This window comes from Dysosmobacter segnis, from assembly GCF_014297285.1.
Classification (GTDB): Bacteria; Bacillota; Clostridia; order Oscillospirales; family Oscillospiraceae; genus Oscillibacter; species Oscillibacter segnis.
In genome coordinates this window covers 69,487-89,229 of record NZ_JACOQI010000007.1, presented here as the reverse complement: position 1 = coordinate 89,229, position 19,743 = coordinate 69,487, and the positions used below count along the sequence as shown (strand labels likewise).

At 58.2% G+C, this 19,743-nt stretch carries 25 protein-coding genes; 15 read left to right on the top strand and 10 right to left on the bottom strand.

All coding sequences use genetic code 11. The features are described from left to right. Window positions 1-141 precede the first annotated feature (141 nt). Genes rsxC through H8Z83_RS08870 form a run of 6 tightly spaced genes read left to right on the top strand, consistent with a single transcriptional unit; the run spans window position 142 to window position 5,310 of the window. Window positions 142-1,506, top strand: coding sequence for an electron transport complex subunit RsxC (gene rsxC / locus H8Z83_RS08895; protein ID WP_187014686.1), 1,365 nt, complete (start codon window positions 142-144; stop codon window positions 1,504-1,506). Window positions 1,507-1,509: 3 nt separating this feature from the next. Next, complete coding sequence (locus tag H8Z83_RS08890; protein WP_187014685.1) at window positions 1,510-2,526, top strand: RnfABCDGE type electron transport complex subunit D; 1,017 nt, start codon at window positions 1,510-1,512, stop codon at window positions 2,524-2,526. Further along, entirely contained in the window at window positions 2,523-3,146 is a 624-nt protein-coding gene (locus H8Z83_RS08885; RefSeq protein WP_187014684.1) for an RnfABCDGE type electron transport complex subunit G, read from the top strand. Before H8Z83_RS08890 ends, H8Z83_RS08885 begins: the two co-directional genes overlap by 4 nt. A gap of 19 nt (window positions 3,147-3,165) precedes the next feature. Then, window positions 3,166-3,819: an electron transport complex subunit RsxE gene (rsxE, locus tag H8Z83_RS08880; protein ID WP_187014683.1), complete on the top strand. Its 654-nt coding sequence runs from the start codon at window positions 3,166-3,168 to the stop codon at window positions 3,817-3,819. Continuing rightward, window positions 3,819-4,406 carry an electron transport complex subunit RsxA gene (gene rsxA, locus H8Z83_RS08875; RefSeq protein WP_187014682.1) on the top strand — a complete coding sequence of 196 codons (588 nt, stop codon included), beginning with the start codon at window positions 3,819-3,821 and terminating at the stop codon, window positions 4,404-4,406. Before rsxE ends, rsxA begins: the two co-directional genes overlap by 1 nt. Window positions 4,407-4,419: 13 nt before the next feature. Beyond that, window positions 4,420-5,310: an RnfABCDGE type electron transport complex subunit B gene (locus H8Z83_RS08870; protein WP_187014681.1), complete on the top strand. Its 891-nt coding sequence runs from the start codon at window positions 4,420-4,422 to the stop codon at window positions 5,308-5,310. A gap of 204 nt (window positions 5,311-5,514) precedes the next feature. Here H8Z83_RS08870 and H8Z83_RS08865 read toward each other — a convergent pair whose 3' ends face one another. From H8Z83_RS08865 to H8Z83_RS19555, 4 genes are all read right to left on the bottom strand, one after another. After that, window positions 5,515-6,690: a hypothetical protein gene (locus H8Z83_RS08865; protein ID WP_187014680.1), complete on the bottom strand. Its 1,176-nt coding sequence runs from the start codon at window positions 6,688-6,690 to the stop codon at window positions 5,515-5,517. Next, window positions 6,690-7,220, bottom strand: a complete 531-nt coding sequence (locus tag H8Z83_RS08860; RefSeq protein WP_187014679.1) for a hypothetical protein — start codon at window positions 7,218-7,220, stop codon at window positions 6,690-6,692. Before H8Z83_RS08860 ends, H8Z83_RS08865 begins: the two co-directional genes overlap by 1 nt. Before the next feature lie 207 nt (window positions 7,221-7,427). After that, window positions 7,428-8,387 (bottom strand): extracellular solute-binding protein, encoded by a 960-nt coding sequence (locus H8Z83_RS08855; protein WP_366464012.1) that lies wholly within the window; start codon window positions 8,385-8,387, stop codon window positions 7,428-7,430. Beyond that, window positions 8,384-8,593: a hypothetical protein gene (locus H8Z83_RS19555; protein WP_243184854.1), complete on the bottom strand. Its 210-nt coding sequence runs from the start codon at window positions 8,591-8,593 to the stop codon at window positions 8,384-8,386. Before H8Z83_RS19555 ends, H8Z83_RS08855 begins: the two co-directional genes overlap by 4 nt. Before the next feature lie 258 nt (window positions 8,594-8,851). Here H8Z83_RS19555 and H8Z83_RS08850 point away from each other — a divergent pair, with 258 nt between their 5' ends. Genes H8Z83_RS08850 through H8Z83_RS08840 form a run of 3 tightly spaced genes read left to right on the top strand, consistent with a single transcriptional unit; the run spans window position 8,852 to window position 10,067 of the window. Beyond that, entirely contained in the window at window positions 8,852-9,247 is a 396-nt protein-coding gene (locus H8Z83_RS08850) for a hypothetical protein (protein ID WP_187014678.1), read from the top strand. Continuing rightward, window positions 9,244-9,552 (top strand): double zinc ribbon domain-containing protein, encoded by a 309-nt coding sequence (locus tag H8Z83_RS08845; RefSeq protein ID WP_187014677.1) that lies wholly within the window; start codon window positions 9,244-9,246, stop codon window positions 9,550-9,552. Before H8Z83_RS08850 ends, H8Z83_RS08845 begins: the two co-directional genes overlap by 4 nt. Next, window positions 9,549-10,067: a hypothetical protein gene (locus tag H8Z83_RS08840; protein ID WP_187014676.1), complete on the top strand. Its 519-nt coding sequence runs from the start codon at window positions 9,549-9,551 to the stop codon at window positions 10,065-10,067. The genes H8Z83_RS08845 and H8Z83_RS08840 overlap by 4 nt, the downstream gene beginning before the upstream one ends. A gap of 314 nt (window positions 10,068-10,381) precedes the next feature. Here H8Z83_RS08840 and H8Z83_RS08835 read toward each other — a convergent pair whose 3' ends face one another. The 4 genes from H8Z83_RS08835 to H8Z83_RS08820 all read right to left on the bottom strand — a co-directional run bounded on the left by H8Z83_RS08835 (window position 10,382) and on the right by H8Z83_RS08820 (window position 12,798). Further along, complete coding sequence (locus H8Z83_RS08835; protein ID WP_187014675.1) at window positions 10,382-10,852, bottom strand: COG2426 family protein; 471 nt, start codon at window positions 10,850-10,852, stop codon at window positions 10,382-10,384. A 62-nt stretch (window positions 10,853-10,914) separates the two neighbouring features. Further along, on the bottom strand, window positions 10,915-11,739 hold the full coding sequence (locus H8Z83_RS08830) for a hypothetical protein (protein ID WP_187014674.1): 825 nt from the start codon (window positions 11,737-11,739) through the stop codon (window positions 10,915-10,917). Continuing rightward, window positions 11,733-12,428, bottom strand: coding sequence for an ABC transporter ATP-binding protein (locus tag H8Z83_RS08825; RefSeq protein ID WP_187014673.1), 696 nt, complete (start codon window positions 12,426-12,428; stop codon window positions 11,733-11,735). The genes H8Z83_RS08830 and H8Z83_RS08825 overlap by 7 nt, the downstream gene beginning before the upstream one ends. A 4-nt stretch (window positions 12,429-12,432) precedes the next feature. Continuing rightward, a complete protein-coding gene (locus H8Z83_RS08820; RefSeq protein WP_187014672.1) occupies window positions 12,433-12,798 on the bottom strand; it encodes a GntR family transcriptional regulator in 366 nt (121 codons plus the stop codon). 219 nt (window positions 12,799-13,017) lie between these two features. Here H8Z83_RS08820 and H8Z83_RS08815 point away from each other — a divergent pair, with 219 nt between their 5' ends. From H8Z83_RS08815 to H8Z83_RS08805, 3 genes are all read left to right on the top strand, one after another. Beyond that, entirely contained in the window at window positions 13,018-14,058 is a 1,041-nt protein-coding gene (locus H8Z83_RS08815) for a DUF4340 domain-containing protein (RefSeq protein WP_187014671.1), read from the top strand. Window positions 14,059-14,073: 15 nt separating this feature from the next. Then, window positions 14,074-14,751, top strand: a complete 678-nt coding sequence (locus H8Z83_RS08810; RefSeq protein WP_187014670.1) for a response regulator transcription factor — start codon at window positions 14,074-14,076, stop codon at window positions 14,749-14,751. Between the two features lie 67 nt (window positions 14,752-14,818). Next, complete coding sequence (locus H8Z83_RS08805) at window positions 14,819-16,042, top strand: sensor histidine kinase (RefSeq protein WP_187014669.1); 1,224 nt, start codon at window positions 14,819-14,821, stop codon at window positions 16,040-16,042. A gap of 60 nt (window positions 16,043-16,102) precedes the next feature. Here the strand turns inward: H8Z83_RS08805 and H8Z83_RS08800 are convergent, their stop codons facing one another. Beyond that, entirely contained in the window at window positions 16,103-16,534 is a 432-nt protein-coding gene (locus tag H8Z83_RS08800; RefSeq protein ID WP_187014668.1) for a PaaI family thioesterase, read from the bottom strand. 152 nt (window positions 16,535-16,686) lie between these two features. On the opposite strand from H8Z83_RS08800, the gene H8Z83_RS08795 reads away from it, so the two are divergent. The 3 genes from H8Z83_RS08795 to H8Z83_RS08785 all read left to right on the top strand — a co-directional run bounded on the left by H8Z83_RS08795 (window position 16,687) and on the right by H8Z83_RS08785 (window position 19,291). Continuing rightward, window positions 16,687-17,049 carry an ArsR/SmtB family transcription factor gene (locus tag H8Z83_RS08795; RefSeq protein WP_187014667.1) on the top strand — a complete coding sequence of 121 codons (363 nt, stop codon included), beginning with the start codon at window positions 16,687-16,689 and terminating at the stop codon, window positions 17,047-17,049. Between the two features lie 52 nt (window positions 17,050-17,101). Further along, window positions 17,102-17,317, top strand: coding sequence for a cation transporter (locus tag H8Z83_RS08790; RefSeq protein ID WP_187014666.1), 216 nt, complete (start codon window positions 17,102-17,104; stop codon window positions 17,315-17,317). A 78-nt stretch (window positions 17,318-17,395) separates the two neighbouring features. After that, a complete protein-coding gene (locus H8Z83_RS08785) occupies window positions 17,396-19,291 on the top strand; it encodes a heavy metal translocating P-type ATPase (protein ID WP_187014665.1) in 1,896 nt (631 codons plus the stop codon). Between the two features lie 236 nt (window positions 19,292-19,527). On the opposite strand, the gene H8Z83_RS08780 is transcribed toward H8Z83_RS08785, so the two are convergent. Then, complete coding sequence (locus H8Z83_RS08780; RefSeq protein ID WP_187014664.1) at window positions 19,528-19,707, bottom strand: hypothetical protein; 180 nt, start codon at window positions 19,705-19,707, stop codon at window positions 19,528-19,530. Between the last annotated feature and the right edge of the window lie 36 nt (window positions 19,708-19,743).

The window sequence follows — 19,743 nt, the reverse complement described above, 5'->3', positions numbered from 1 at the left end:
CTGGACATTTTTCAACGGGTGGTGTAGAATAAAGCGCAGTATGTGATAGTGTGCCGAAGCATGGCCTGCCATGCCATTGCCCGATGGCGGGGCGGGGTATGCTTTGACACCTATCAATGGAGTAAGAATGAGGTGAAGACAATGGCACAAGCTTTCTTTGGCGGCGTTCATCCCCATGATATGAAGGCCGCAACCAATGAAAAGGCCATCGAGCAGCTGGCACCCCCGGCTACCGTGGTCATCCCCATGTCGATGCACTTTGGCGCACCCTGCACCCCGATCGTAAAAGTAGGCGACCAGGTAAAGGTGGGTCAGAAAATCGGCGAATTCAAGGGGCTGGGCGCCCCGATTCATGCCAGCGTTTCCGGTACGGTGAAGGCCATCGAGCCCCGGCCCTTCTCTATGGGCGGCGACATGGTGTCCGTTGTGATCGAAAACGATTTCCAGAACACGGTCAGCGAAGAGGTGAAGGCTCCTGCCGATCCCGACGCTCTGACGGTGGAGGAAATGGTCGAGATCGTGAAGAATGCCGGTATCGTGGGTATGGGCGGCGCGACCTTCCCCACGCATGTTAAGATCTCCGGCGGCATCGGCAAGGTGAAGGACGTGCTCATCAACGGCGCTGAGTGCGAGCCTTACATCACCGGCGACCATCGGGCCATGCTGGAGCGTCCCGAGGAGATCATCGGCGGCGCTACCTATCTGGCCAAGATGTTCGGCGTGGACAAGGTCATCATCGGCGTTGAGGACAACAAGCAGAACGGCATCGACGCCATGAACAAGGTCATCGCTGAGAAGAAGGCCCCCGTTGTGGTGGAGCCTCTGCGCTGCCGTTACCCCCAGGGCGGTGAGAAGCAGCTGATCCAGGCCATCACCGGCCGTCAGGTGCCTCCCGGCGGCCTGCCCGCTGATGTGGGCTGCGCGGTGTTCAACATCAACACCACCATCTGCATCTTCAAGGCCATCACCACCGGTATGCCCGTGGTGAACAAGGTGGTCACCGTGTCCGGCTCCGGCATCGTGGACCCCAAGAACATCGAGTGCCCCATCGGTACCCCCGTGTCTCTGCTGCTGGACGCTTGCGGCGGCGTGAAGGACGGTACTTACAAGCTCATCGCCGGCGGCCCCATGATGGGCATGGCCCAGTATACCGCGGATATTCCCGTGGCCAAGGGCACCGGCGCCATCCTCGCTTTCTGCGAGAAGGAGGAGCAGACCGTTGAGCATCCCCAGTGCATCCGCTGCGGTAAGTGCGTTGCCGCCTGCCCGGTGCACCTGGAGCCTCTCTTTATGTATCAGTATGCCGAGAAGGGCATGGTGGATGAGCTGAACGAGGCCCACATCATGGACTGCATGGAGTGCGGCGCCTGCGCTTACGCCTGCCCCGCCCGTATGCACCTGACCCACATGTTCAAGACCGGCAAGCAGCTCGTCAAGAACAAGATGGCTGCCGATCGGGCCGCCGCTGAGGCCAAGAAGGCTGCGGAAGCGAAGAAGGAGGCATAAGAGATGACCGATTACAAGAATTTGAAGCTCATTGCCACTTCCAACCCTCACATCCGCGGCAGTGAGACCACCCGGTCCATCATGCTGGACGTCATCATTGCCATGTGTCCCGCTCTGATCTGGGCCATCATTTACTTCGGCGTGGAGGCTCTGCTCCTCACCGCCGTGTCCGTCATTGGCTGCGTTGTCTTTGAGGGACTGTACCGCAAACTCATGCACAAGCCCCAGTCCATCGATGACCTCTCCGCTGTGGTCACCGGTATGCTGCTGGCTTTCGTCTGCCCCGCCACCACCCCGCTGTGGATGATCCTCATCGGTGACTTCTTTGCCATCATTGTGGTCAAGCAGCTCTTTGGCGGCATCGGCAAGAACTTCCTGAACCCTGCTCTGGCAGGCCGTGCCGCTCTGCTGGCCAGCTATGCCGGCGCCATGACCACCTGGCTGCCTGCCGGCACCAAGGCCGCCATCGGCGGCGGTATGCCTGTGGACGTGGTTTCCGCCGCGACCCCGCTGGCCTATCTGAAGACCGGTGATCTGGAGGGCCTGAAGCAGATCGCCTCCGTGGGTGATATGTTCCTGGGCAAGGTGGGCGGCTCCATGGGTGAGGTTTCTGCCCTGATGCTGCTCATCGGCGGTCTGTACCTGATCTGGCGCAAGGTCATCAACTGGCAGACTCCCGTGGCTTACATCGCCACCGTGGCTGTTCTGACCGTGCTGTTCCCCAAGGCCGGCGGCGCTGAGTATATGCTTTACAGCATCTTCGGCGGCGGCCTGTTCCTGGGCGCTTTCTTCATGGCTACCGACTATGCCACCTCCCCTGTCACCAAGAAGGGCCAGCTGATCTACGGTATCGGCTGCGGCCTGTTCACCGTGTTCATCCGGTACTTCGGTTCTTACAATGAGGGCGTTTGCTACTCCATCATGGTCATGAACTGCTGCACCGCATTGATCGACAAGTACACCAAGCCCGTTCGTTTCGGCGTGGTGAAATCCGACAAGAAGGAGGCAGCCGCGAAATGAGCAATGAAGTGAAGACCAAGGAAAAGGTCAATATGGACCCCAAGTACATCATCAAGCTGACTGTGACCCTGCTGCTTACCTGCATGGTCGTGGCTGGCCTGCTGGGCTGGGTCAACAGCATCACCAAGGATAAGATCGCCGCGATCACCTGGGAAAAGACCGTGGCCGCTATGCAGAAGGTCATTGAGGCCGACGATTTCTCCGACGCTATGGAGCTGACCGACGATATGACCGCCGCTGCCACCGCTCAGGGCGGTACTCTGGCAGCCGTCTATCAGGCTCAGTCCGGCGGTCAGCCTGTGGGCTACGCTATCAACGTGGAGGCTTCCGGCTCTCAGGGCACCATCTCCATGATGGTGGGTATCGACATGGACGGTGCTGTCACCGGTGTTTCCATTGTCACCAACTCTGAGACCTCCGGTATCGGCTCCAAGGTCATGAGCAACGAGCCTCTGACCAACGGCACCCGCGTTCTGGATCAGTTTATCGGCAAGTCCGCCGCTGACGGTGTTCTGTCCGTTGGCTCCAACGTGGACGCCATCACCGGCGCTACCGTGTCCACCAAGGGTGTGACCACCGGCGTCAATGCCGCTTTGGCTGCTGCCGGCGTCATCGGTTAAGAGAGGAGGACACTGAAGTATGAATCTTGGTAAACAATTCAAGGACGGTATGCTGACGCAGAACCCCGTTCTGGTTCAGGTGCTGGGCATGTGCTCTACCATGGCCATCACCACCTCTTTCTTCAACGGCATCGGCATGGGTGTGGCGGTTACCATCATCCTGACCCTGTCCAACGTCATTATCTCCGCTATGCGGAAGATCATCCCTGATAAGATCCGTATCGCAATGTTCATCGTGGTGATCGCCGGCTTCGTGACCTGCGTGGACCTGTCTATTCAGGCATTCCTGCCGGATCTGGCCAACTCTCTGGGCGTGTTCATCCCCTTGATCGTGGTGAACTGCATCATCCTGGGCCGTGCGGAGGCTTTCTCCTACAAGAACGGCATGGTTGCCTCTTTCTTTGACGGCATCTTCCAGGGCATCGGCTACACCTGGGTCCTGCTGGCTATGTGCATCATCCGTGAGTTCCTGGGCGGCGGCACCTTCGGCGGCGGCGTCCTGGGCGCTGTGAACGAGGCTGGTCAGCATGTGGGCATCCAGATCTTCCCCGCTGATTACGGTATCGGTATGCTGACCCTGCCTGTGGGCGGCTTCCTGGTGCTGGCTGCTCTGATCGCTGCCATGCAGTGGGCTCTGGCTCGTCCCAAGAAGGATAAGGAGGAGAGCAAATAATGGAAATCTTTAAGCTGCTTTCGATCACGCTGGGCGCAATCCTGGCAAACAACTTCATCTTCTCCCAGTTCCTGGGCTGCTGCCCCTTCCTGGGCGTTTCCAAGAAGGTGGATACCGCAGTGGGCATGGGCGTGGCCGTTACCTTCGTTATGGGTCTGGCCTCCGCTGTGTGCTTTGTGGTGAACAAGTACATCCTGATCCCCCTGGATCTGGCTTACATGCAGACCGTGGCATTCATTCTGGTCATCGCTTCTCTGGTGCAGTTCATCGAGATGTTCCTCCAGAAGGCCATGCCCGCTCTGTATACCGCTCTTGGCGTGTATCTGCCCCTGATCACCACCAACTGCGCAGTTCTGGGCGTTGTGCTGCTGAACGTGCAGAATGGCTACAACTTCATTGAGTCTGTGGTCTACGGCATCACCGGCGGTCTGGGCTTCCTGCTGGCCATCGTGCTGTTCGCCAGCATCCGTGAGCGTCTGGTGTTCGCTGACTATCCCAAGTGCTGGGACGGTTTCCCCATCGCGCTGATCACCGCCGGCCTGATGGCTCTGGCCTTTATGGGCTTCTCCGGCCTGAAGGTTTGGTAAGGAGGTAGGAAAGATGGGAAATATTATTGCTGCTATCGCAGTTCTGGGCGCTCTGGGCGCTCTGTTCGGACTGATCCTGTCCGTGGCTTCCAAGATCTTTGAGGTCAAAAAGGATCCCCGCGAGGAGGCTATCCTCAGCCATCTGGCCGGCGCTAACTGCGGCGGCTGCGGCTACCCCGGATGCGGCGGCTGTGCTGCTGCCATCCTGGCCGGCAACGCTCCTGTCACCGCTTGCGCTCCCGCAGGCCCCGACAATGCTGCTGCCATCGCTGAGATCATGGGCATGGCTGCTCCCACCGGTGAGCGTCAGGTGGCCTTCGTCCGCTGCAACGGCGGCGAGGCTGCTAAGAAGCGCTTTGAGTATGTGGGCGTGCATGACTGCCTCTCTGCCACCAAGATTGCTGCCGGTCCTCTGGACTGCCGCTTCGGCTGCCTGGGCTTCGGCTCCTGCGTGAACGCCTGCCAGTTCGGCGCTATGTCCATCGGCCCCAACGGCACCGCCGTTGTGGACCCTGAGAAGTGCACCAACTGCGGCGCCTGCATGAAGGCCTGCCCCCGCGGCCTGATTACCTCCGTGCCCGCCAGCAAGAAGGTCCATGTGGCCTGCGCCAACCTGGATAAGGGTAAGGCTGCTATGAGCGTCTGCGGCAACTCCTGCATCGGCTGCGGCCTGTGCGAGAAGGAGTGCAAGAAGGACGCCATCCATGTGGTCAACGGCGTGGCCGTCATCGACTATGACAAGTGCGTGGGCTGCAAGCTCTGCACCAAGGTCTGCCCCCGTGACGCCATCCTCCCCAAGGCCACCGCTGAGGAGAAGGAAAAGTATAAGGCCATCAAGAAGGCTCAGGCTGAGAAGGCCGCCGCTGCCAAGAAGGCTGCGGAAGAGGCTGCTCCTCAGGCCTAAGACTCCGTCTACGGATCAAATCCCGGCGCAGTCCGTCTTTGATCGAGATCACAACTGAATCCGGGAAAACCCCGACAGATCATCGCTTTGCGATGTCTGTCGGGGTTCCTTTATAACAAGGTTCCAGTTTGACTTTGTATTCTAAAAGGATCCAGAGCCTTGTATCTTCGATGGTTTCAGAGGGCATAGAAAGACAAAAGGGAATTAGGATATATAAAAACACGGGCTGAAAGTGTTTACACTTTCAGCCCGTGAACAGTTGGGATTTACCGCTTGCCCGGCGTTTTCGCCGTTAGAGGGGGCGGGGGAACCGCCGTATTCTGTTTGCTCCCGCCGCATGAGCGAGACGCGGACACGGAGCTGCTGGAGCTTGTTCTCCCCCTGAATACCCACCTTTTCGTAAATATCCCGACGGTAGGAGTAGACTGTGCTCATCTTTTTTCCGAGCTGTTCCGCAAGCACCTGAGCACTGACTCCGTCAACCATTGCATCGATCACAGCCCGAGATTCGGCCCCCAGCTTTTGATAGGAAGAAAGGAACACATGATACTCTTCCGGGTCAATTTCGTCCTTTCGTTTTTGCGCCAAGCGCTTGGCGTTGGCCTCCACCTGCTCCATCTGCCCCTGTAGATCCTGTTTTTCTGTTTCCAGATCGGTAATGGTCTGTTCGTGGTCACGGAGTTTGGTGGAAAGGGGCAGAAGTTCTTCAAAAAAGGGCTGTCCCTCATCACCGCCGATCTCGGTGACATGATCAATGTCTTCCAGAATGGGCCTGAAATAACGCCGCGTGTAAAACAGACAGCAGGCTCCACCGAAAAATACCAGCAGCATCAGCAGCCCGCCGATCTCCAACCGGCTCTTCAGCAGGAGGTTAGCGTAATCGCTTTTGGGGATCAGCACCGTGAGAATATGCGGTTCCACGTCCCCGTCGGCGGCCATGAAGGGCCGGGACAGGCCCACGAAGGACAGCTCCGCTCCGGTGTAGGAGGTTAGCCCTTCCTGGAGCGGTTTTTCCGTCAGCAACTCGTCCGGGACAAAGCAGAAGCCATTTGCGGGATAGGCCAGAAGGCCCTTTGAAATATCCAGCCCCGCCGCACTGTCCGACAGGATACAGGCCAGACGGTTGATGCCGGAGGGCTGAACATGGTGAGAGGAGAAGTAGGTCTGGTTTACTGCAAAGCCGCACAAACCGTATACAGTACCATCCACACCCAGCATGGGAACTGTCAGAAGGATCGCGCGTTCAGAGGTGTCGGGCAGGGTCAGCAGTGAGGTTGTCCGGCAGTCACGCTCAATGGGAACGGATGCCGTTTTCAGATGTTCGGCAAAGCCGGGGAACTCCGACAGGTCAAACTCCTGCGCCCATTTCCGGTGGGGCATCACATCATGCCGCCGTCCGATGTCCGCCATGCCGCGGTAGAGCAGCAGCCCACTTGTGGTGTGGGCGGCGTTGCTCCGCTGGACATACAGGCCGCTGAAGGATTCAGTATTGCTGACAAGGGAGAGGTGTTCAGCATCACAAACGCGCCGGAGCAGTCCGTCTGACGGACATACTGGCACAGCGGCTCCAACATGGCATCCTCCAGCCGCTCCACAGCATCCGCGTCTCCGTTTAGGTCGGAAAGATCCGTTGTCTGTTTTTCCAGAATGGCGGTCATGTCCTCGGAGAGATGAAGCCCCATTACGGAGACATTCCGCCACAGGGATTCCATGTCCGACTGAAAGGCCTCCATCCGGAAGGTCAGTGTCTTTACCAGTTCCTCCCGTGGGCTTTTCAACTGTCCCAACAGAAGGAGGACGGCGAACAGCGTTACCAGCAGCAGCGCCGCCAGTGCGCCCATATAGAGAAACAGCCGCCGTCGCATGGAGGGCTTGGCCTGTTTCAGCTTGGAAAAAGAAAACCCGGACATGGGCTGTCCCCCTCTTTCAGCATGACAGTGTTCTCAATGGATAGCACACAGCAGCGCCCAGGTTTCCCCTGCCAGTGCGTCAATGCTTTCACCGGCAGCAGCACGGCCGGGAAGCTCCTGCTGCATTTTCCGCAGACCATCATAAAGTTGGCTGACCTTTCCGTAGTAGCCCTCAAAGCGAGGCTCGGATAAGGGAGTGTAGCTTTCCTACATGATTTTCAGGGCTGCGTAAAGCTGACGGTAGCTTTCAATCGGTTCCGGGAACTTGTCATAATTTTCGATGGCGTCAAAGGCGCCGTTCCGCACCGGCATATAGCCGGTCTGAGCCACGAAGTCCAGATTTCGTTCGTTTTCCGTCAGCCAGCGGACAAACAGCGCGGCGGCCTCTGCCTTCTGAGCGGTGGTCTTGTAGGCACACAGCCCCACGCCCGCCTGCGTCATGAGGGCATCCACCCCGGCCGTTTTCGGCATGGGCAGCACATGGAGATCCATAGGCTCCTGTGTCCCGTCCTGATAGGTGACGGTATCGTTGTAGTAGAGAATCGCCGCGAAGGAGCCGAGGCCGGAGAGCACATCGCCTGTCATGACCTGCGTGTTGGAATAGAGATCGGAGACCACCACGTGGCCCTGAGCCAGAGAGCGGGCGAACTGCATCCAGCTCTCCTTGAATACGGCATTATTGGTATCATACCAGCCGTTTTTTGTGTAAAAATCACCGCTGCCGTGCTCCAATGCGTTCAATTCTACAGAACGGATGGGATAGTCCAGTGCGCAGAAGGCCTCGCCGCCGGACCAGTCATAGAACTTTCCGGCAGCATCGTAAAAGCTCTCCCATGTGGAAAGGTCTGCGTAACTGACGCCGGTGGCCTGAGAAAAGCGGGCGAAGCCGCTGCCGTTGCACATCAGAAGCTGGGTGGATTTGGAAATAGGGAAGAGAAGCAGGGTTCCGTCCTCCGTCATGCCGTCGGCCAGAAAGCCGGGGACAAAGTTAGAGAGCTCCTCCGCCGTAAACCAAGCGTTCCAATCTACCAGATTGTCCGAGCCCAGCGCCGTGGCGTCGCTGATGTGGCAGGTGAACAGATCGGGCATTTCCGGTGCGTCTCTGCCGCCCTTCTGGGCTTCCTTGAGGAAGCCGCCGATCTTGGAGGCACTGCTGAGATTGGTCACCTGTACCCGGACGCCTTCTTCTGCCCCACGGTACGGTTGAATTCCTGCACCAGCAGATCCATAGGCGAGCCGGACTGCTCGCCGTAAACGTGCCAGAAGTTCAGCGTCACCGGGTCGCTCTCCCGGAGCAGGGACTTCTCTCCGCAGCCGGAGAGGGTAAACACAAGGGCGGATACCAGCAGCAGGGAAAACAGACGCTTTTTCATGGGAAACCCTCCAAAATCGAGAAGCTGTTCATAAATCAGCGGTATTTTTGAAGCTTTTCGGTAAAATTTAGCCTTCAGGCCCCTAATTCGGAGAAATTAGGGTTAACAAAATAAGAGATCCATGCTATACAAAAAGTGAGGTAAATTTGTCAAAGCGGGGCGGCAGCCGCTGCCCAGCTTCAAGTTCATACACTTTATTGTAGCACACCCCACGGCGTTTTTACAAGGCGAAAAGCGGGAAAGAAGGGGGAAATACGGATGGTTCAGGCGAAGAAAACGGCCGCCTACCGGGTCATCGCCGGTCCCGGCGGTAAGCGGGTCTTTCGGTTCTACTGCGACATTTCCGGTGAGCTGTGCTGCGTGACCAAGTCCATTCGGGCGGATGCGGAGGACGAGGCACTGGAGATCGCGTGGGAGACGGAGGGGCGGTGGGCCTTTGACCGATGCCCCCAATGCGGCCGGTATGTATCCTCCGCCATGTTCAACATCAACGCGGAGCGGTGTCTGGACTGCGCCCCCTGGGAGAACGAATACCCTGTGTTCTGCCACCACTGCGGCATCAGGCTGAAAGACCCGGACGCCTTCTTCTGCCCCGCCTGCGGGGCACGGCTGCTGGTGGGCGGCACAGAGGAAGAGGAGGGAAGAACCGAATGACGGAGTATGACCTGGAAACCAAAAAGGCCTTGCGCCGGGTGTCCCTTCTGGAATATGGCTTCGGGCCGGAGACTCTGCGGGGACGCAAGATCTGCCCGGCCTGCGGCAGGGGCAACGGCGCTTACCGGACAGACTGTATCTCCTGCGGCACGGCGCTGCCAAAGGAGACCCTCTATGACTTCTACCGCGCCCGCCATCGCTGCTGTCCCGGCTGCGGTGTGGTGGTCACGGACGTTGCGGTGTACTGTCCCGAATGTGGGACGTGGCTGTCTAAAGAGACGGGAGCAAAGGGGGCGTCTGGATGAGCACTTTCCAAAAGCGGGAGCTGTCCACCTGCGGCGGAACGGAGCCGACGCCGCCCAGAGCGGCGGTATGCTTTACCACATCTGCTATGACCCGTCGGGCGGCAGACTGGCTTGCGCGGCTGGGGGGATGCAGACCCCTGGGCATCCTCTCCGACCACGGCGAGGATGTGATCTGGCAGTGTGAGGCGGAGAACGTGGATCTTTTGCTGCTGGAAACCGATTTTTCCCCGGCGGCGGAGGATACCAAGGACGTTTCCGCCCGCTGCGACATCGCCATCGAGGTGCGGCGCAGGCTGCCGGAGTGCAAGGTGTATCTGGCCTGCGAGGACGGCTGCCTGGAAAAGCTGCCCGCGCTGGACAAGGCGGTGGAGCTGGCTCTGATCGGCGGCTACTGCGTTGGCAGTATCACTCCGCAGCAGATGCGCACATGGCTGAACGAAGCGGCAGAGGCCATGCACCGACGGGAGAGCCGCCGTGACTGGACGTGCCGGCAGGATGTCCTCTCCGACGAGTAATCTTAAAACGAAACAACAGGCCGGGCATCCATTCGGATGCCCGGCCTGTTGTTGGAGACTGTCGATTAAGTGGTAAATTCTCCGCAATGGTAAGGAAGGGTGTGCGCGGGAAACCCAAGAAGGGTGTCCTGCGCCATTGAAATCTCCCAAGTTTTCAGAACTTTACAAAAGTTCTGAAAACTTACTCAGCGGGGAGAAAAGGCTTTTTCAACACGCTGAAACAACAGGCCAGGCATCCAAAATGAATGCCTGGCCTGTTGCTTGGCGGAATCAGATCAAAAGCGATCCTGCAGTTGAAAACGGGGCAAGCCGTGTCAGAGCAGGTGGATCAGCCCCAGCGTCATCAGGGTCACGAGACTTCCGGCAATGAGCAGTCCCAGCGTGATGGCAGGCAGAGCGTGGCGCAGGCGGATGTTCAGAAAGGCCGCAATCAGAGCCCCGGTCCAGGCTCCGGTCCCCGGCAGGGGGATGGCCACGAACAGCATCAGCCCCAGCAGACGGTATTTCCGCACCAGACGCCCCTTCAGGTGGGCACGGCGCTCCAAGGCATCGATCTTCGGAGCGAAGAAGGCGTGCTTCCGCAGCCGGTCAAAGACCTGACGCACCAGCAGGATGATAAAGGGCACTGGCAGCAGGTTGCCGAAGATGGCAGCGCCGCAGGCCAGCCACGGGTCCAGCCCGGCGGCGATCCCGGCGGGGATGGCTCCCCGCAGCTCCACCACCGGAACGGCGGCGATGGCCATGGTCATAATGTACTTTCTCAGAACGGTTTCCCAAAAGGCCATGAGGTCCCCCTTGCATAAAAATTGCCCCGGCGTGTGACCGCCGGGGCATCGGCTATCATAGTTTACTCCAGATTCAGGTGTTTTTGCAAGAAGTAAACTGTTAAGAAATAGAAAACGGCACAGTAAATAAGTTCCAGAATGATCAAAAACCACATACCCAGGTGCATACCGGCCACAACGGAAACGTTGGGCTCCCAGCCCAGCAGAAGCCGGTGGAACCAGGAATCGTTCACCAGTGCCATGCCGAGGCCGCCCAGAATCTGGAGAGCAATGCCCGTTGCGATATAGAATGCCACGCTCAGAAGCCCCTTGTGATTGGGAAAACTGAAGCCGATGGACATGGCCGAATAAAAGCGCAGACACAGGCCGAAGGAGCCCAGTACGCACAAAAGCAGCAGTTCCACGGCGAAGGCCGCGCCGTTGGCCACCAGATCCAGGTGGTTTATCCGGACTGCGTAGTCCAGCAGATTCAGGAAGCCGTGCCACAGATCACCCACAAAACGGATGTCAAAGGCCATGATGCAGCAGGAGAGACCGATCACCACAACAGTGGCGGCGAACCAGACGGTAGAGACGATGAGCTTGCTCCAGATCTGTTGGTGGACGCACACCGGAAGGGTCATCATTACGTAGCCCTCGTCCTGCAGGAGATTTTTGTAAAACCGGTTGATCATCAACACAAAAGAGATGATTCCCACGGCGAAGATCCCCACGATGAACAGCATGATGAAGATGGTACCCAGCGTGCGCAGGAGGGAGCTGTCAGAATTCAGCATACCCCGGCTGGAGAAATTGGCACCCACAGACACCAGCAGCAGGATGCCGAACAGGGGCAGCATGATCCGGCCGGTGGCCCGGAACTCATGCTTCAACAACTTTCTCAGCATTTGAACACCTCCCGGAACAGCGCGTCCACGCTCATGCCCTTTTCCTCCCGAATCTGATCCACGGAGGACTGTAGCACCAGATGCCCCCGGTCGATGAACACCACCTCATCCAGTACCTTTTCCACGTCGGCAATGAGGTGGGTGGAAATGACCACGGCGGCATCGGGGTTATAGTTGGAAATAATGGTGGAGAGAATATAATCCCGTGTGGCGGGGTCCACGCCGCCGATGGGCTCGTCCAGCAGATACAGCCGGGCGGCCCGGCTCATGACCATAATGAGCTGAACCTTTTCCCGGGTGCCCTTGCTCATCTGCTTGATCCGCTGCTTGGGCTGGATGTTCAGATGGTGAAGCATCTCCTCCGCAGCCTGACGGCGGAAGTCCGGGTAGAAATCCTCGTAAAAATCCATGAGCTGACCGGCGCTCATCCAGGTGGGGATGGCGGTGCGCTCCGGCAGATAGCTGACCATGGCGTGGGTCTCCCGGCCGGGGGTCCTGCCGTCGATCAAAATTTCCCCGCTGCTGGGGGTCAGCAGGCCATTGGCCAGCTTGATGAGGGTGGTCTTGCCGCTGCCGTTGGGACCTAAAAGGCCCACGATCCGGCCCGGCTCAATGGCAAAGCTGACGCCATCCAGCGCCGGAACCTTGCCGTAGCTCTTGGAGAGCTGGTTACATTCTAAAATCGGCATATGTTCACTCCTTTTCCGACTCCTGCCGCAGCAGCGACAGCAAGTCTTCCTTTTCAAATCCCAGACGCTCCATATCGGTCAGAAAGGACCGCACCCGGTCCGCCGCCAGTGTATGGCGGGCCTCCGTAATGGCCGTCTGATCCTCCGTTACATAGCGGCCGGAGGTCCGCTGGCTGTACACCAGTCCGTCCCGCTCCAGTTCCGTCAAGGCCCGCTGCATGGTGTTGGGGTTGACGCCCGCCTCCATAGCCAGATCCCGCACGGAGGGCAGCCGCTCTCCCGGCGAGAACGCACCGGAGACGATGCCGGCCCGGATCTGCCCGATGAGCTGGGCGTAGATCGGGGCATCATTGGAAAACTGCCAGTTCATGAGCCACCTCCTCGTGTTATTGTGTTAAGCAACTAATACAATAACACAAAATGGGGAATTGTCAAGAGGGCAGATTTGAATTTTTGAAATTTTTGCGGAAAACCATGTTTCTGATGACACAGGTTCCGCTTGTCCCACAGGCGGATGCGTGGTATAATATTCTGTCACAATGTGGAATTTCGCCGAAAACCGGCGTGATACAACAATAAGGAGGCTTTCATGAGCTGGAAAGAAAAACGATTGATTACGATTCTGAGCATCATTCTGGCGGTGCTGTGCGCTGCGGTGCTCGTCGTGTTGAGCATCCGCTACCGGGCGGCCCAGGCTGCCAAGGATCAGAACACCGTTTCCCCGTCGGACATCGCGGAGGCAGCCCAGAGTGAATATGTGGCCCTGTCTTACAGCAACGGTTCCACAACGCTGTCCTTCTCCCTGAATGAGAACGGCGTCTGGACCTGGGACAGTGAGCCGGACTTCCCGCTGGACGATACCAACGTCAAGTCCATTCTGACGATTTTGGAGACCCTCAAGCCCCAGCAGACGCTGGATATGCCGGAGGACCTGTCGGTGTACGGATTGGATGCCCCGGATGTGAGCCTGACGGCCACAGCTCCGGATGACGCGGTGCTGACCGTTACCTTGGGGAATGCCACCACCGATGGAACCAGCTATTACGCGACTATCAACAGCGACCCGGACCACGTTTTTATTCTGGCGGGAACGCTGCGTCAGGCCATGCAGACGCCCATCTACCAGATGTGCCGCCTGCCGGTGCTGCCGGAATTGACGGAGAGCACCATCACGTCCATCCAGCTGCAGGGGCCGCTGGTGGAGCAGGTGGATCTGGAAGGGAACAGTACTCAGGTCCGGAATTCCACAGTGCTCACTGCCACCCATGCGGAGGATGACAGCACTGCCGTTTCCTGGCGTTCCGGCGGGGCCAATATTACCGATGCCCCGTCCCTGCGGGCGCTGCTGGAGGATCTGGCGGCTCTGAAAGTGGCGGAATGTGTGGACTTCCGTCCCTCTGATGACGCGGTGACCTTCTGCGGTTTTCAGGACCCTGTGACGCTGACGGTGCATTATCAGACCGCCACCGGCATTGAGGGCATTTTTGAAATGAACGTCGGAACGCAGAATATGGGCGGCACCGGCCGCTACGTCCGCTTCGGGGACGAGCCGGCCATCTACCTCATGGAGCTGGAGCTGCTGGACCCCATGATGCGGTTGGCCTATCAGGGAATGGAGGAAGCGTCCTGACGGGAGGGAAGAACGATGCGTGTTCTCATAGTGGAGGATGAGGTCCGTCTGGCAGAGACCCTCCGGGACCTGCTGGAGCTGGAGCGCTATACCGCGGACATCTGTCATGACGGGGAAAGCGGTTTGGATAACGCTTTGTCCGACATCTATGATCTGGTGATTTTAGATGTGATGCTGCCGAAGAAGGACGGATTTTCCGTCCTGCGGGCGCTGCGGCAGGCGAGGAAAACCGTCCCGGTGCTGATGCTCTCGGCCCGTTCGGAGCTTGCGGACCGGGTGGAGGGGCTGGACTGCGGTGCGGACTATTACCTCACCAAGCCCTTTGAACCCAAGGAACTGCTGGCTTGCGTCCGGATGCTGACCCGGCGTCAGCCGGAGCAGCGGGCCTCTCAGAATCTGGAATACGGCGATCTGCGGCTGGAAACGGATACCTTTCAGCTTAGCTGCGGAGAGCGGTCTGTCCGGCTCAGCCGGAAGGAATTTGATATGCTGGAGCTGCTAATGCGGAGCCGGGAAATGGTCCTCACCAAGGAGAATCTGATCCTCAAGCTGTGGGGGTATGAATCCGATGCCGAGGACAACAATGTGGAGGTCTACATTTCCTTTTTGAGGAAAAAGCTGGACTACCTCCACTCGAAGGTAAAGATCCGTACCATCCGCATGGTGGGCTACCGGTTGGAGCAGGAAACCTGACTATTCGACTTTTCCACAGCTTTTTCAACATTTTCCACAGACTTTTCGACAAGGGGAGGCACTTGTCATGATCCGGAAACTGCGCTGGAAATTCGTGGCGGTGTGCATGGGGCTGGTGGCCCTGGTGCTCTCGGCGGTGTTCGGCGCCGCCTATCACGCCGTCCGGCAGAATATTGAGGACCTCAGCCGCCAAATGCTGTATCAGGTCTTGCGGGAGGACAGCGGCCGGGGCGCTGTGCCCAACCCCACCATTGAGATCGGCGGGGACCGGGTGCTGCTGCCTTATTTCACAGTGAATATCTGGGGGGATACCGCCTATATCACCGGCGGTACCTATGCCGATTTGGAGAATACCGATACCCTGCGGGACATTCTCAGCCAATGCCTGGAGCAGGAAGCGGCGGAGGGGACGGTCAACGAGTACCATCTCCGCTACCTCTCCATGGACAACGGCCTTTACCGGAAACTGGCCTTTGTGGATATGTCCATGGAGCAGGCGGTGCTGCGGCGGCTGGTCCGTTCCTACCTGCTGATTGCACTGGGGGCCATGCTGGTGCTGCTGGGCATTGCGGCAGCGGCATCCCGCTGGGTCACACGGCCGGTGGAGAAGGCATGGAAGCAGCAGCGGCAGTTTTTGTCGGATGCCTCCCACGAGCTGAAGACGCCGCTGACGGTAATCCTCTCCAACGCGGAACTGTTGGAGGGGGCAGGTCTTGCGGAAAAGCCTGCCCGGTGGAGCGGCAACATCCATACCGAGGCGGAGCAGATGCGCACTCTGGTGGAGCAGATGCTGACCTTGGCCCGGGCGGACAACGGCGTCCGGCCTGCCGCCATGGAGCCGCTGAACCTCTCCGATGTGGCCACGGACTGCGTGCTGGCCTTTGAGCCGGTGGCCTTTGAGGCGGGAAAACCTTTGGAGGAGCGGATCACGGCGGACATTACCGTGGTGGGGGACGCTGACCGCCTGCGGCGGCTGATCTCCATTCTGCTGGACAATGCCGTGAAATACGGCGCGGAGGGCGGCCATATCACCTTGACGCTGGAAAAGATGGACCGGCAGGCCCGGCTCACCGTTACCAATCCCGGTGACCCCATTCCACCGGAGCATCTGGCCCATCTGTTTGAGCGATTTTACCGGGCGGACGCCTCCCGGGGGGAAAAATCCGGGTTTGGATTGGGACTGGCTATTGCGGACACCATCGCCCGGGAACATAAGGGCGCACTGAAGGCGGAGAGCGATGCGGCGTCCACCCGCTTTACCTTCACCATACCATTGAGAAAACAAGCGTAAAAAGAATGAAAAAGAGGAACGGAGAAGCTCTCCGTTCCGCTTTTTGCTATTTACTGTCTTTTACGCCTTTTTCACCTTACGGGCCATGATCTCCGGGTCTACGCAGAAGAAGGTGAACTCGCCGGTGGCCAGCAGCTTCTCATCCTCACCCAGAATGTCCACCGCCACCAGGCAAGTGGAGTGGCCCCGGTGACGCACCCGGGCGTCAGCCTGGATCTCACCCTCAGACTGGTTGCGCAGGAAGTGGAGGGCGCTGGTCTGCGTGACGTAATTGCGGCCATCGGTGTGGGCGGCAAAGCCGGTGGCGTTGTCTGCCATGGCGTAGATAGCGCCGCCGTGGACCATGCCATAGGAGTTTTTGCTCTCCGGCTGGATATTCAGCCGGAATACGGCGTGGTCTTCCTCTACCATGACCATTTCAATATGGTTGTAAGTGGCAAAGAGATTTTTGCGCTCTTTGTCCTTAAACATTTCAATTGTAATTTCGTCCATTTTGTTTTCGTATACCTTTCTATTGTACTACTTTTTGAGTGTATCACATATTTTCTCTGATTTCTACTCTTTTTTTGAATTCGGGGTTGACAAACGAGAAATGCGTGCTATCATGAACACATGAACAGACATTCAAATGAAAGGAGCCGCTTATGGAGGATCGCTACAACGTGGAGTGCTGTGAATTCATGCATGCCCACGATGAGATCGTAGAGAGAGTACAAAAGGAGATGCCAGGGGAAGATACCCTGTATGATCTGACAGAACTGTTCCGGATCTTCGGTGATTCCACCCGTATCCGCATCCTGTATGTGCTCTTTGAGGCAGAGATGTGCGTGTGCGACATCGCGGCGCTGCTGGGAATGACCCAATCCGCTATATCCCATCAGCTCAAGGCACTGAAAAATGCCCGGCTGGTAAAGTCACGGCGGGATGGCAAAACGGTGTTTTACTCTCTGGCGGATGATCATGTGAAAACCATCATCGATCAGGGATTAGAGCATATTCTGGAGTAATTTTTGATTTCCAATTCAGTTCTCATAAATATAAAATCAGGAGGAAGCTATTATGAAGAAGCATTACAAGTTCGAAATCGACTGCGCCAACTGTGCCGCCAAGGTGGAGGATGCCATTAAGAAGATCGACGGCGTCAACAACGCCACGGTGAGCTTCATGACCCAGAAGCTGACGTTGGACGCCGATGACGCCTGTTTTGACGAGATCCTGCAAAAAGTCGTGGCTACCGCAAAGAAGATCGAGCCGGACTGCGAACTGCACCTGTAAGAACCGCCGCCGCTGGCGCGTTTCGGAGCGCAACTGCCGTAAGGCGGCGCTTCGCCTGGTCCCGAAAAGGAGGATACGATGATGACCCTTTCCAAAAAGCAAAGAAAAATGCGGAACCGCATCCTGATCGCGGCGGCTCTGCTGGTTCTTGTCAAGCTGCTGCCCCTTACCGGCTGGGTCCGGGGGCTGTGCTGTCTGGCGCCGTATTTCATCATCGGCTATGATGTGCTGCGGAAGGCGGCACTGGGCATTGTCAATGGGCAGGTCTTTGACGAAAACTTCCTGATGGCCCTTGCCACCGTGGGCGCTTACGCCACCGGGGAGTTTGACGAGGCTGTGTTCGTCATGCTGTTCTACCAGACCGGTGAGCTGTTTCAGGATTATGCCGTGGGCAAGTCCCGGACCTCCATTGCCGCCCTGATGGACATTCGTCCGGACACCGCCAATCTGGAAACGGAAAACGGCTTGGAAACGGTGGATCCGGAGGATGTGGCCGTCGGCTCCGTCATCGTGGTGAAGCCCGGCGAGCGGGTACCGCTGGACGGTACGGTGTTAGAGGGCAGTTCCACACTGGATACCGCCGCCCTCACCGGCGAATCCCTGCCCCGAAGCATCCGTGTGGGCGATGACATCATCAGCGGCTGCGTGAACCTGACGGGGTTGCTGCGGGTGACGGTGACAAAGCCCTGTGAGGAATCCACGGTTTCCAAAATTCTGGAGCTGGTGGAGAATTCCAGCGAAAAGAAAGCCGTCAGCGAGCAGTTTATCACCCGGTTTGCCAAATACTATACCCCCTGTGTGGTGTATGCGGCGCTGGCTCTGTTCCTGATCCCTACGGTCCTGCTGGCGGTGCTGCCCACTCTCCCCGGATTTCTGGCGGGCACCGTCTGGACGGATTGGCTCCACCGGGCGTTGACCTTTCTGGTCATCTCCTGCCCCTGCGCACTGGTGATCTCCGTACCTCTGAGCTTTTTCGGCGGTATCGGCGGCGCCTCCAAGTGCGGTATTCTGGTCAAGGGCGGCAACTATCTGGAAGCGCTGGCCAAGGCGGACACCGTGGTGTTCGACAAAACCGGCACTCTGACGAAGGGCACCTTTGCCGTATCCGCCGTCCATCCGGAGGCGGGCTTTGAAGCGGATCAGGTGCTGGAATACGCGGCTCTGGCGGAGCAGTATTCCACGCACCCCATCGCCGTCTCTCTGCGGGAGGCCTGCAAAAGCGGAATGGACCGCAGCCGGGTCGCTAACGTGGAGGAGATCGCCGGACACGGTATCATGGCGGAGGTGGACGGCAAGCGCGTCGGCGTGGGCAACAGCCGCCTGATGGAGCGCCAGAGCGTCAACTGGCTGCCCTGCGAGCTGCCCGGTACCATCGTCCATGTGACCATCGACGGCTTCTACGCCGGACATATCGTGATCGCGGATCAGCCCAAGCCCGACGCCAAGGAGGCCATCGTCCAACTGAAGGCTATGGGTGTGAAAAAGACAGTCATGCTCACCGGCGACACCAAGGAAGTGGCCCATACGGTGGCGGACGCTCTGGGATTGGACGAGTACCACGCGGAGCTGCTGCCTGCCGACAAGGTGACGCGGGTAGAGGAGCTGCTGAAGCAGGAGACCGGCAAGCTGGCCTTTGTAGGTGATGGCATCAACGATGCGCCGGTGCTGACCCGCGCGGACATCGGCATTGCCATGGGCGGTCTGGGCAGCGACGCGGCTATCGAAGCTGCCGACATCGTGCTCATGGACGATCAGCCCACCAAGATCGCCGCAGCCATCCGCATTGCTCGCAAAACGGTGCGGATCGTGCGGGAGAACATCGTCTTTGCCCTGATGGTGAAAGCCATCGTCCTGGTGATGGGTGCGCTGGGCAAGGCCCCCATGTGGCTGGCCGTGTTTGCCGACGTAGGTGTGGCATTTTTGGCCATTCTCAACGCCATGCGCTGCCTGTATACAGAAAAGGATAAGAAATGATACCGCAGCCCCGCCGCATAAAAACGCGGCGGGGCGGTGACTGTCGATAAAGCGGAAAATTTTCGGCAACGGTAAGGAAGGGTGTGCGCGGGAAACCCAAGAAGGGTGTCCTGCGTCATTAAAATCATTAGTTTTCAGAACTTTTATAAGGTTCTGAAAACCTGCTCAGCGGGGCGAAAAGGATTTTTCGACACGCTGAGCAACAGGGAGGGCACAGCCCTCCCTGTTCCTTTTGTTCAGCGCAGATCGGATACAATGTTGTCCACGGCGTTGTCCACCGCGATACCCAGCTTGCGGATGCTTTTCCCCACCTGTGTTTTCATGGGGTCCCGTCCGTAGGGCGACATCATACCCATTGCGGCGCCAGCCAGCAGACCGGCGCTCATGCCGACCCAAAATCCGGCACAACCTTTCATACTCCGTCACTCCTTTTTCGGTCTGAGGGTAGTATG

Bases quoted from the DNA above. Each gene is read 5' to 3' on its own strand.
- H8Z83_RS08885 (WP_187014684.1), top strand. From the start codon at position 2,523: ATGAGCAATGAAGTGAAGACCAAGGAAAAGGTCAATATGGACCCCAAG.
- H8Z83_RS08865 (WP_187014680.1), bottom strand. From the start codon at position 6,690: ATGCCCCACCGGAAATGGGCGCAGGAGTTTGACCTGTCGGAGTTCCCC.
- rsxA (WP_187014682.1), top strand. From the start codon at position 3,819: ATGGAAATCTTTAAGCTGCTTTCGATCACGCTGGGCGCAATCCTGGCA.
- H8Z83_RS08820 (WP_187014672.1), bottom strand. From the start codon at position 12,798: ATGAACTGGCAGTTTTCCAATGATGCCCCGATCTACGCCCAGCTCATC.
- H8Z83_RS08840 (WP_187014676.1), top strand. From the start codon at position 9,549: ATGAGCACTTTCCAAAAGCGGGAGCTGTCCACCTGCGGCGGAACGGAG.
- H8Z83_RS08785 (WP_187014665.1), top strand. From the start codon at position 17,396: ATGATGACCCTTTCCAAAAAGCAAAGAAAAATGCGGAACCGCATCCTG.
- H8Z83_RS08825 (WP_187014673.1), bottom strand. From the start codon at position 12,428: ATGCCGATTTTAGAATGTAACCAGCTCTCCAAGAGCTACGGCAAGGTT.
- H8Z83_RS19555 (WP_243184854.1), bottom strand. From the start codon at position 8,593: ATGAAAAAGCGTCTGTTTTCCCTGCTGCTGGTATCCGCCCTTGTGTTT.
- H8Z83_RS08805 (WP_187014669.1), top strand. From the start codon at position 14,819: ATGATCCGGAAACTGCGCTGGAAATTCGTGGCGGTGTGCATGGGGCTG.
- H8Z83_RS08870 (WP_187014681.1), top strand. From the start codon at position 4,420: ATGGGAAATATTATTGCTGCTATCGCAGTTCTGGGCGCTCTGGGCGCT.
- H8Z83_RS08810 (WP_187014670.1), top strand. From the start codon at position 14,074: ATGCGTGTTCTCATAGTGGAGGATGAGGTCCGTCTGGCAGAGACCCTC.
- H8Z83_RS08800 (WP_187014668.1), bottom strand. From the start codon at position 16,534: ATGGACGAAATTACAATTGAAATGTTTAAGGACAAAGAGCGCAAAAAT.
- H8Z83_RS08835 (WP_187014675.1), bottom strand. From the start codon at position 10,852: ATGGCCTTTTGGGAAACCGTTCTGAGAAAGTACATTATGACCATGGCC.
- H8Z83_RS08830 (WP_187014674.1), bottom strand. From the start codon at position 11,739: ATGCTGAGAAAGTTGTTGAAGCATGAGTTCCGGGCCACCGGCCGGATC.
- H8Z83_RS08780 (WP_187014664.1), bottom strand. From the start codon at position 19,707: ATGAAAGGTTGTGCCGGATTTTGGGTCGGCATGAGCGCCGGTCTGCTG.
- H8Z83_RS08790 (WP_187014666.1), top strand. From the start codon at position 17,102: ATGAAGAAGCATTACAAGTTCGAAATCGACTGCGCCAACTGTGCCGCC.
- H8Z83_RS08795 (WP_187014667.1), top strand. From the start codon at position 16,687: ATGGAGGATCGCTACAACGTGGAGTGCTGTGAATTCATGCATGCCCAC.
- H8Z83_RS08890 (WP_187014685.1), top strand. From the start codon at position 1,510: ATGACCGATTACAAGAATTTGAAGCTCATTGCCACTTCCAACCCTCAC.
- H8Z83_RS08815 (WP_187014671.1), top strand. From the start codon at position 13,018: ATGAGCTGGAAAGAAAAACGATTGATTACGATTCTGAGCATCATTCTG.
- H8Z83_RS08860 (WP_187014679.1), bottom strand. From the start codon at position 7,220: ATGTCCGGGTTTTCTTTTTCCAAGCTGAAACAGGCCAAGCCCTCCATG.
- rsxE (WP_187014683.1), top strand. From the start codon at position 3,166: ATGAATCTTGGTAAACAATTCAAGGACGGTATGCTGACGCAGAACCCC.
- H8Z83_RS08845 (WP_187014677.1), top strand. From the start codon at position 9,244: ATGACGGAGTATGACCTGGAAACCAAAAAGGCCTTGCGCCGGGTGTCC.
- H8Z83_RS08850 (WP_187014678.1), top strand. From the start codon at position 8,852: ATGGTTCAGGCGAAGAAAACGGCCGCCTACCGGGTCATCGCCGGTCCC.
- rsxC (WP_187014686.1), top strand. From the start codon at position 142: ATGGCACAAGCTTTCTTTGGCGGCGTTCATCCCCATGATATGAAGGCC.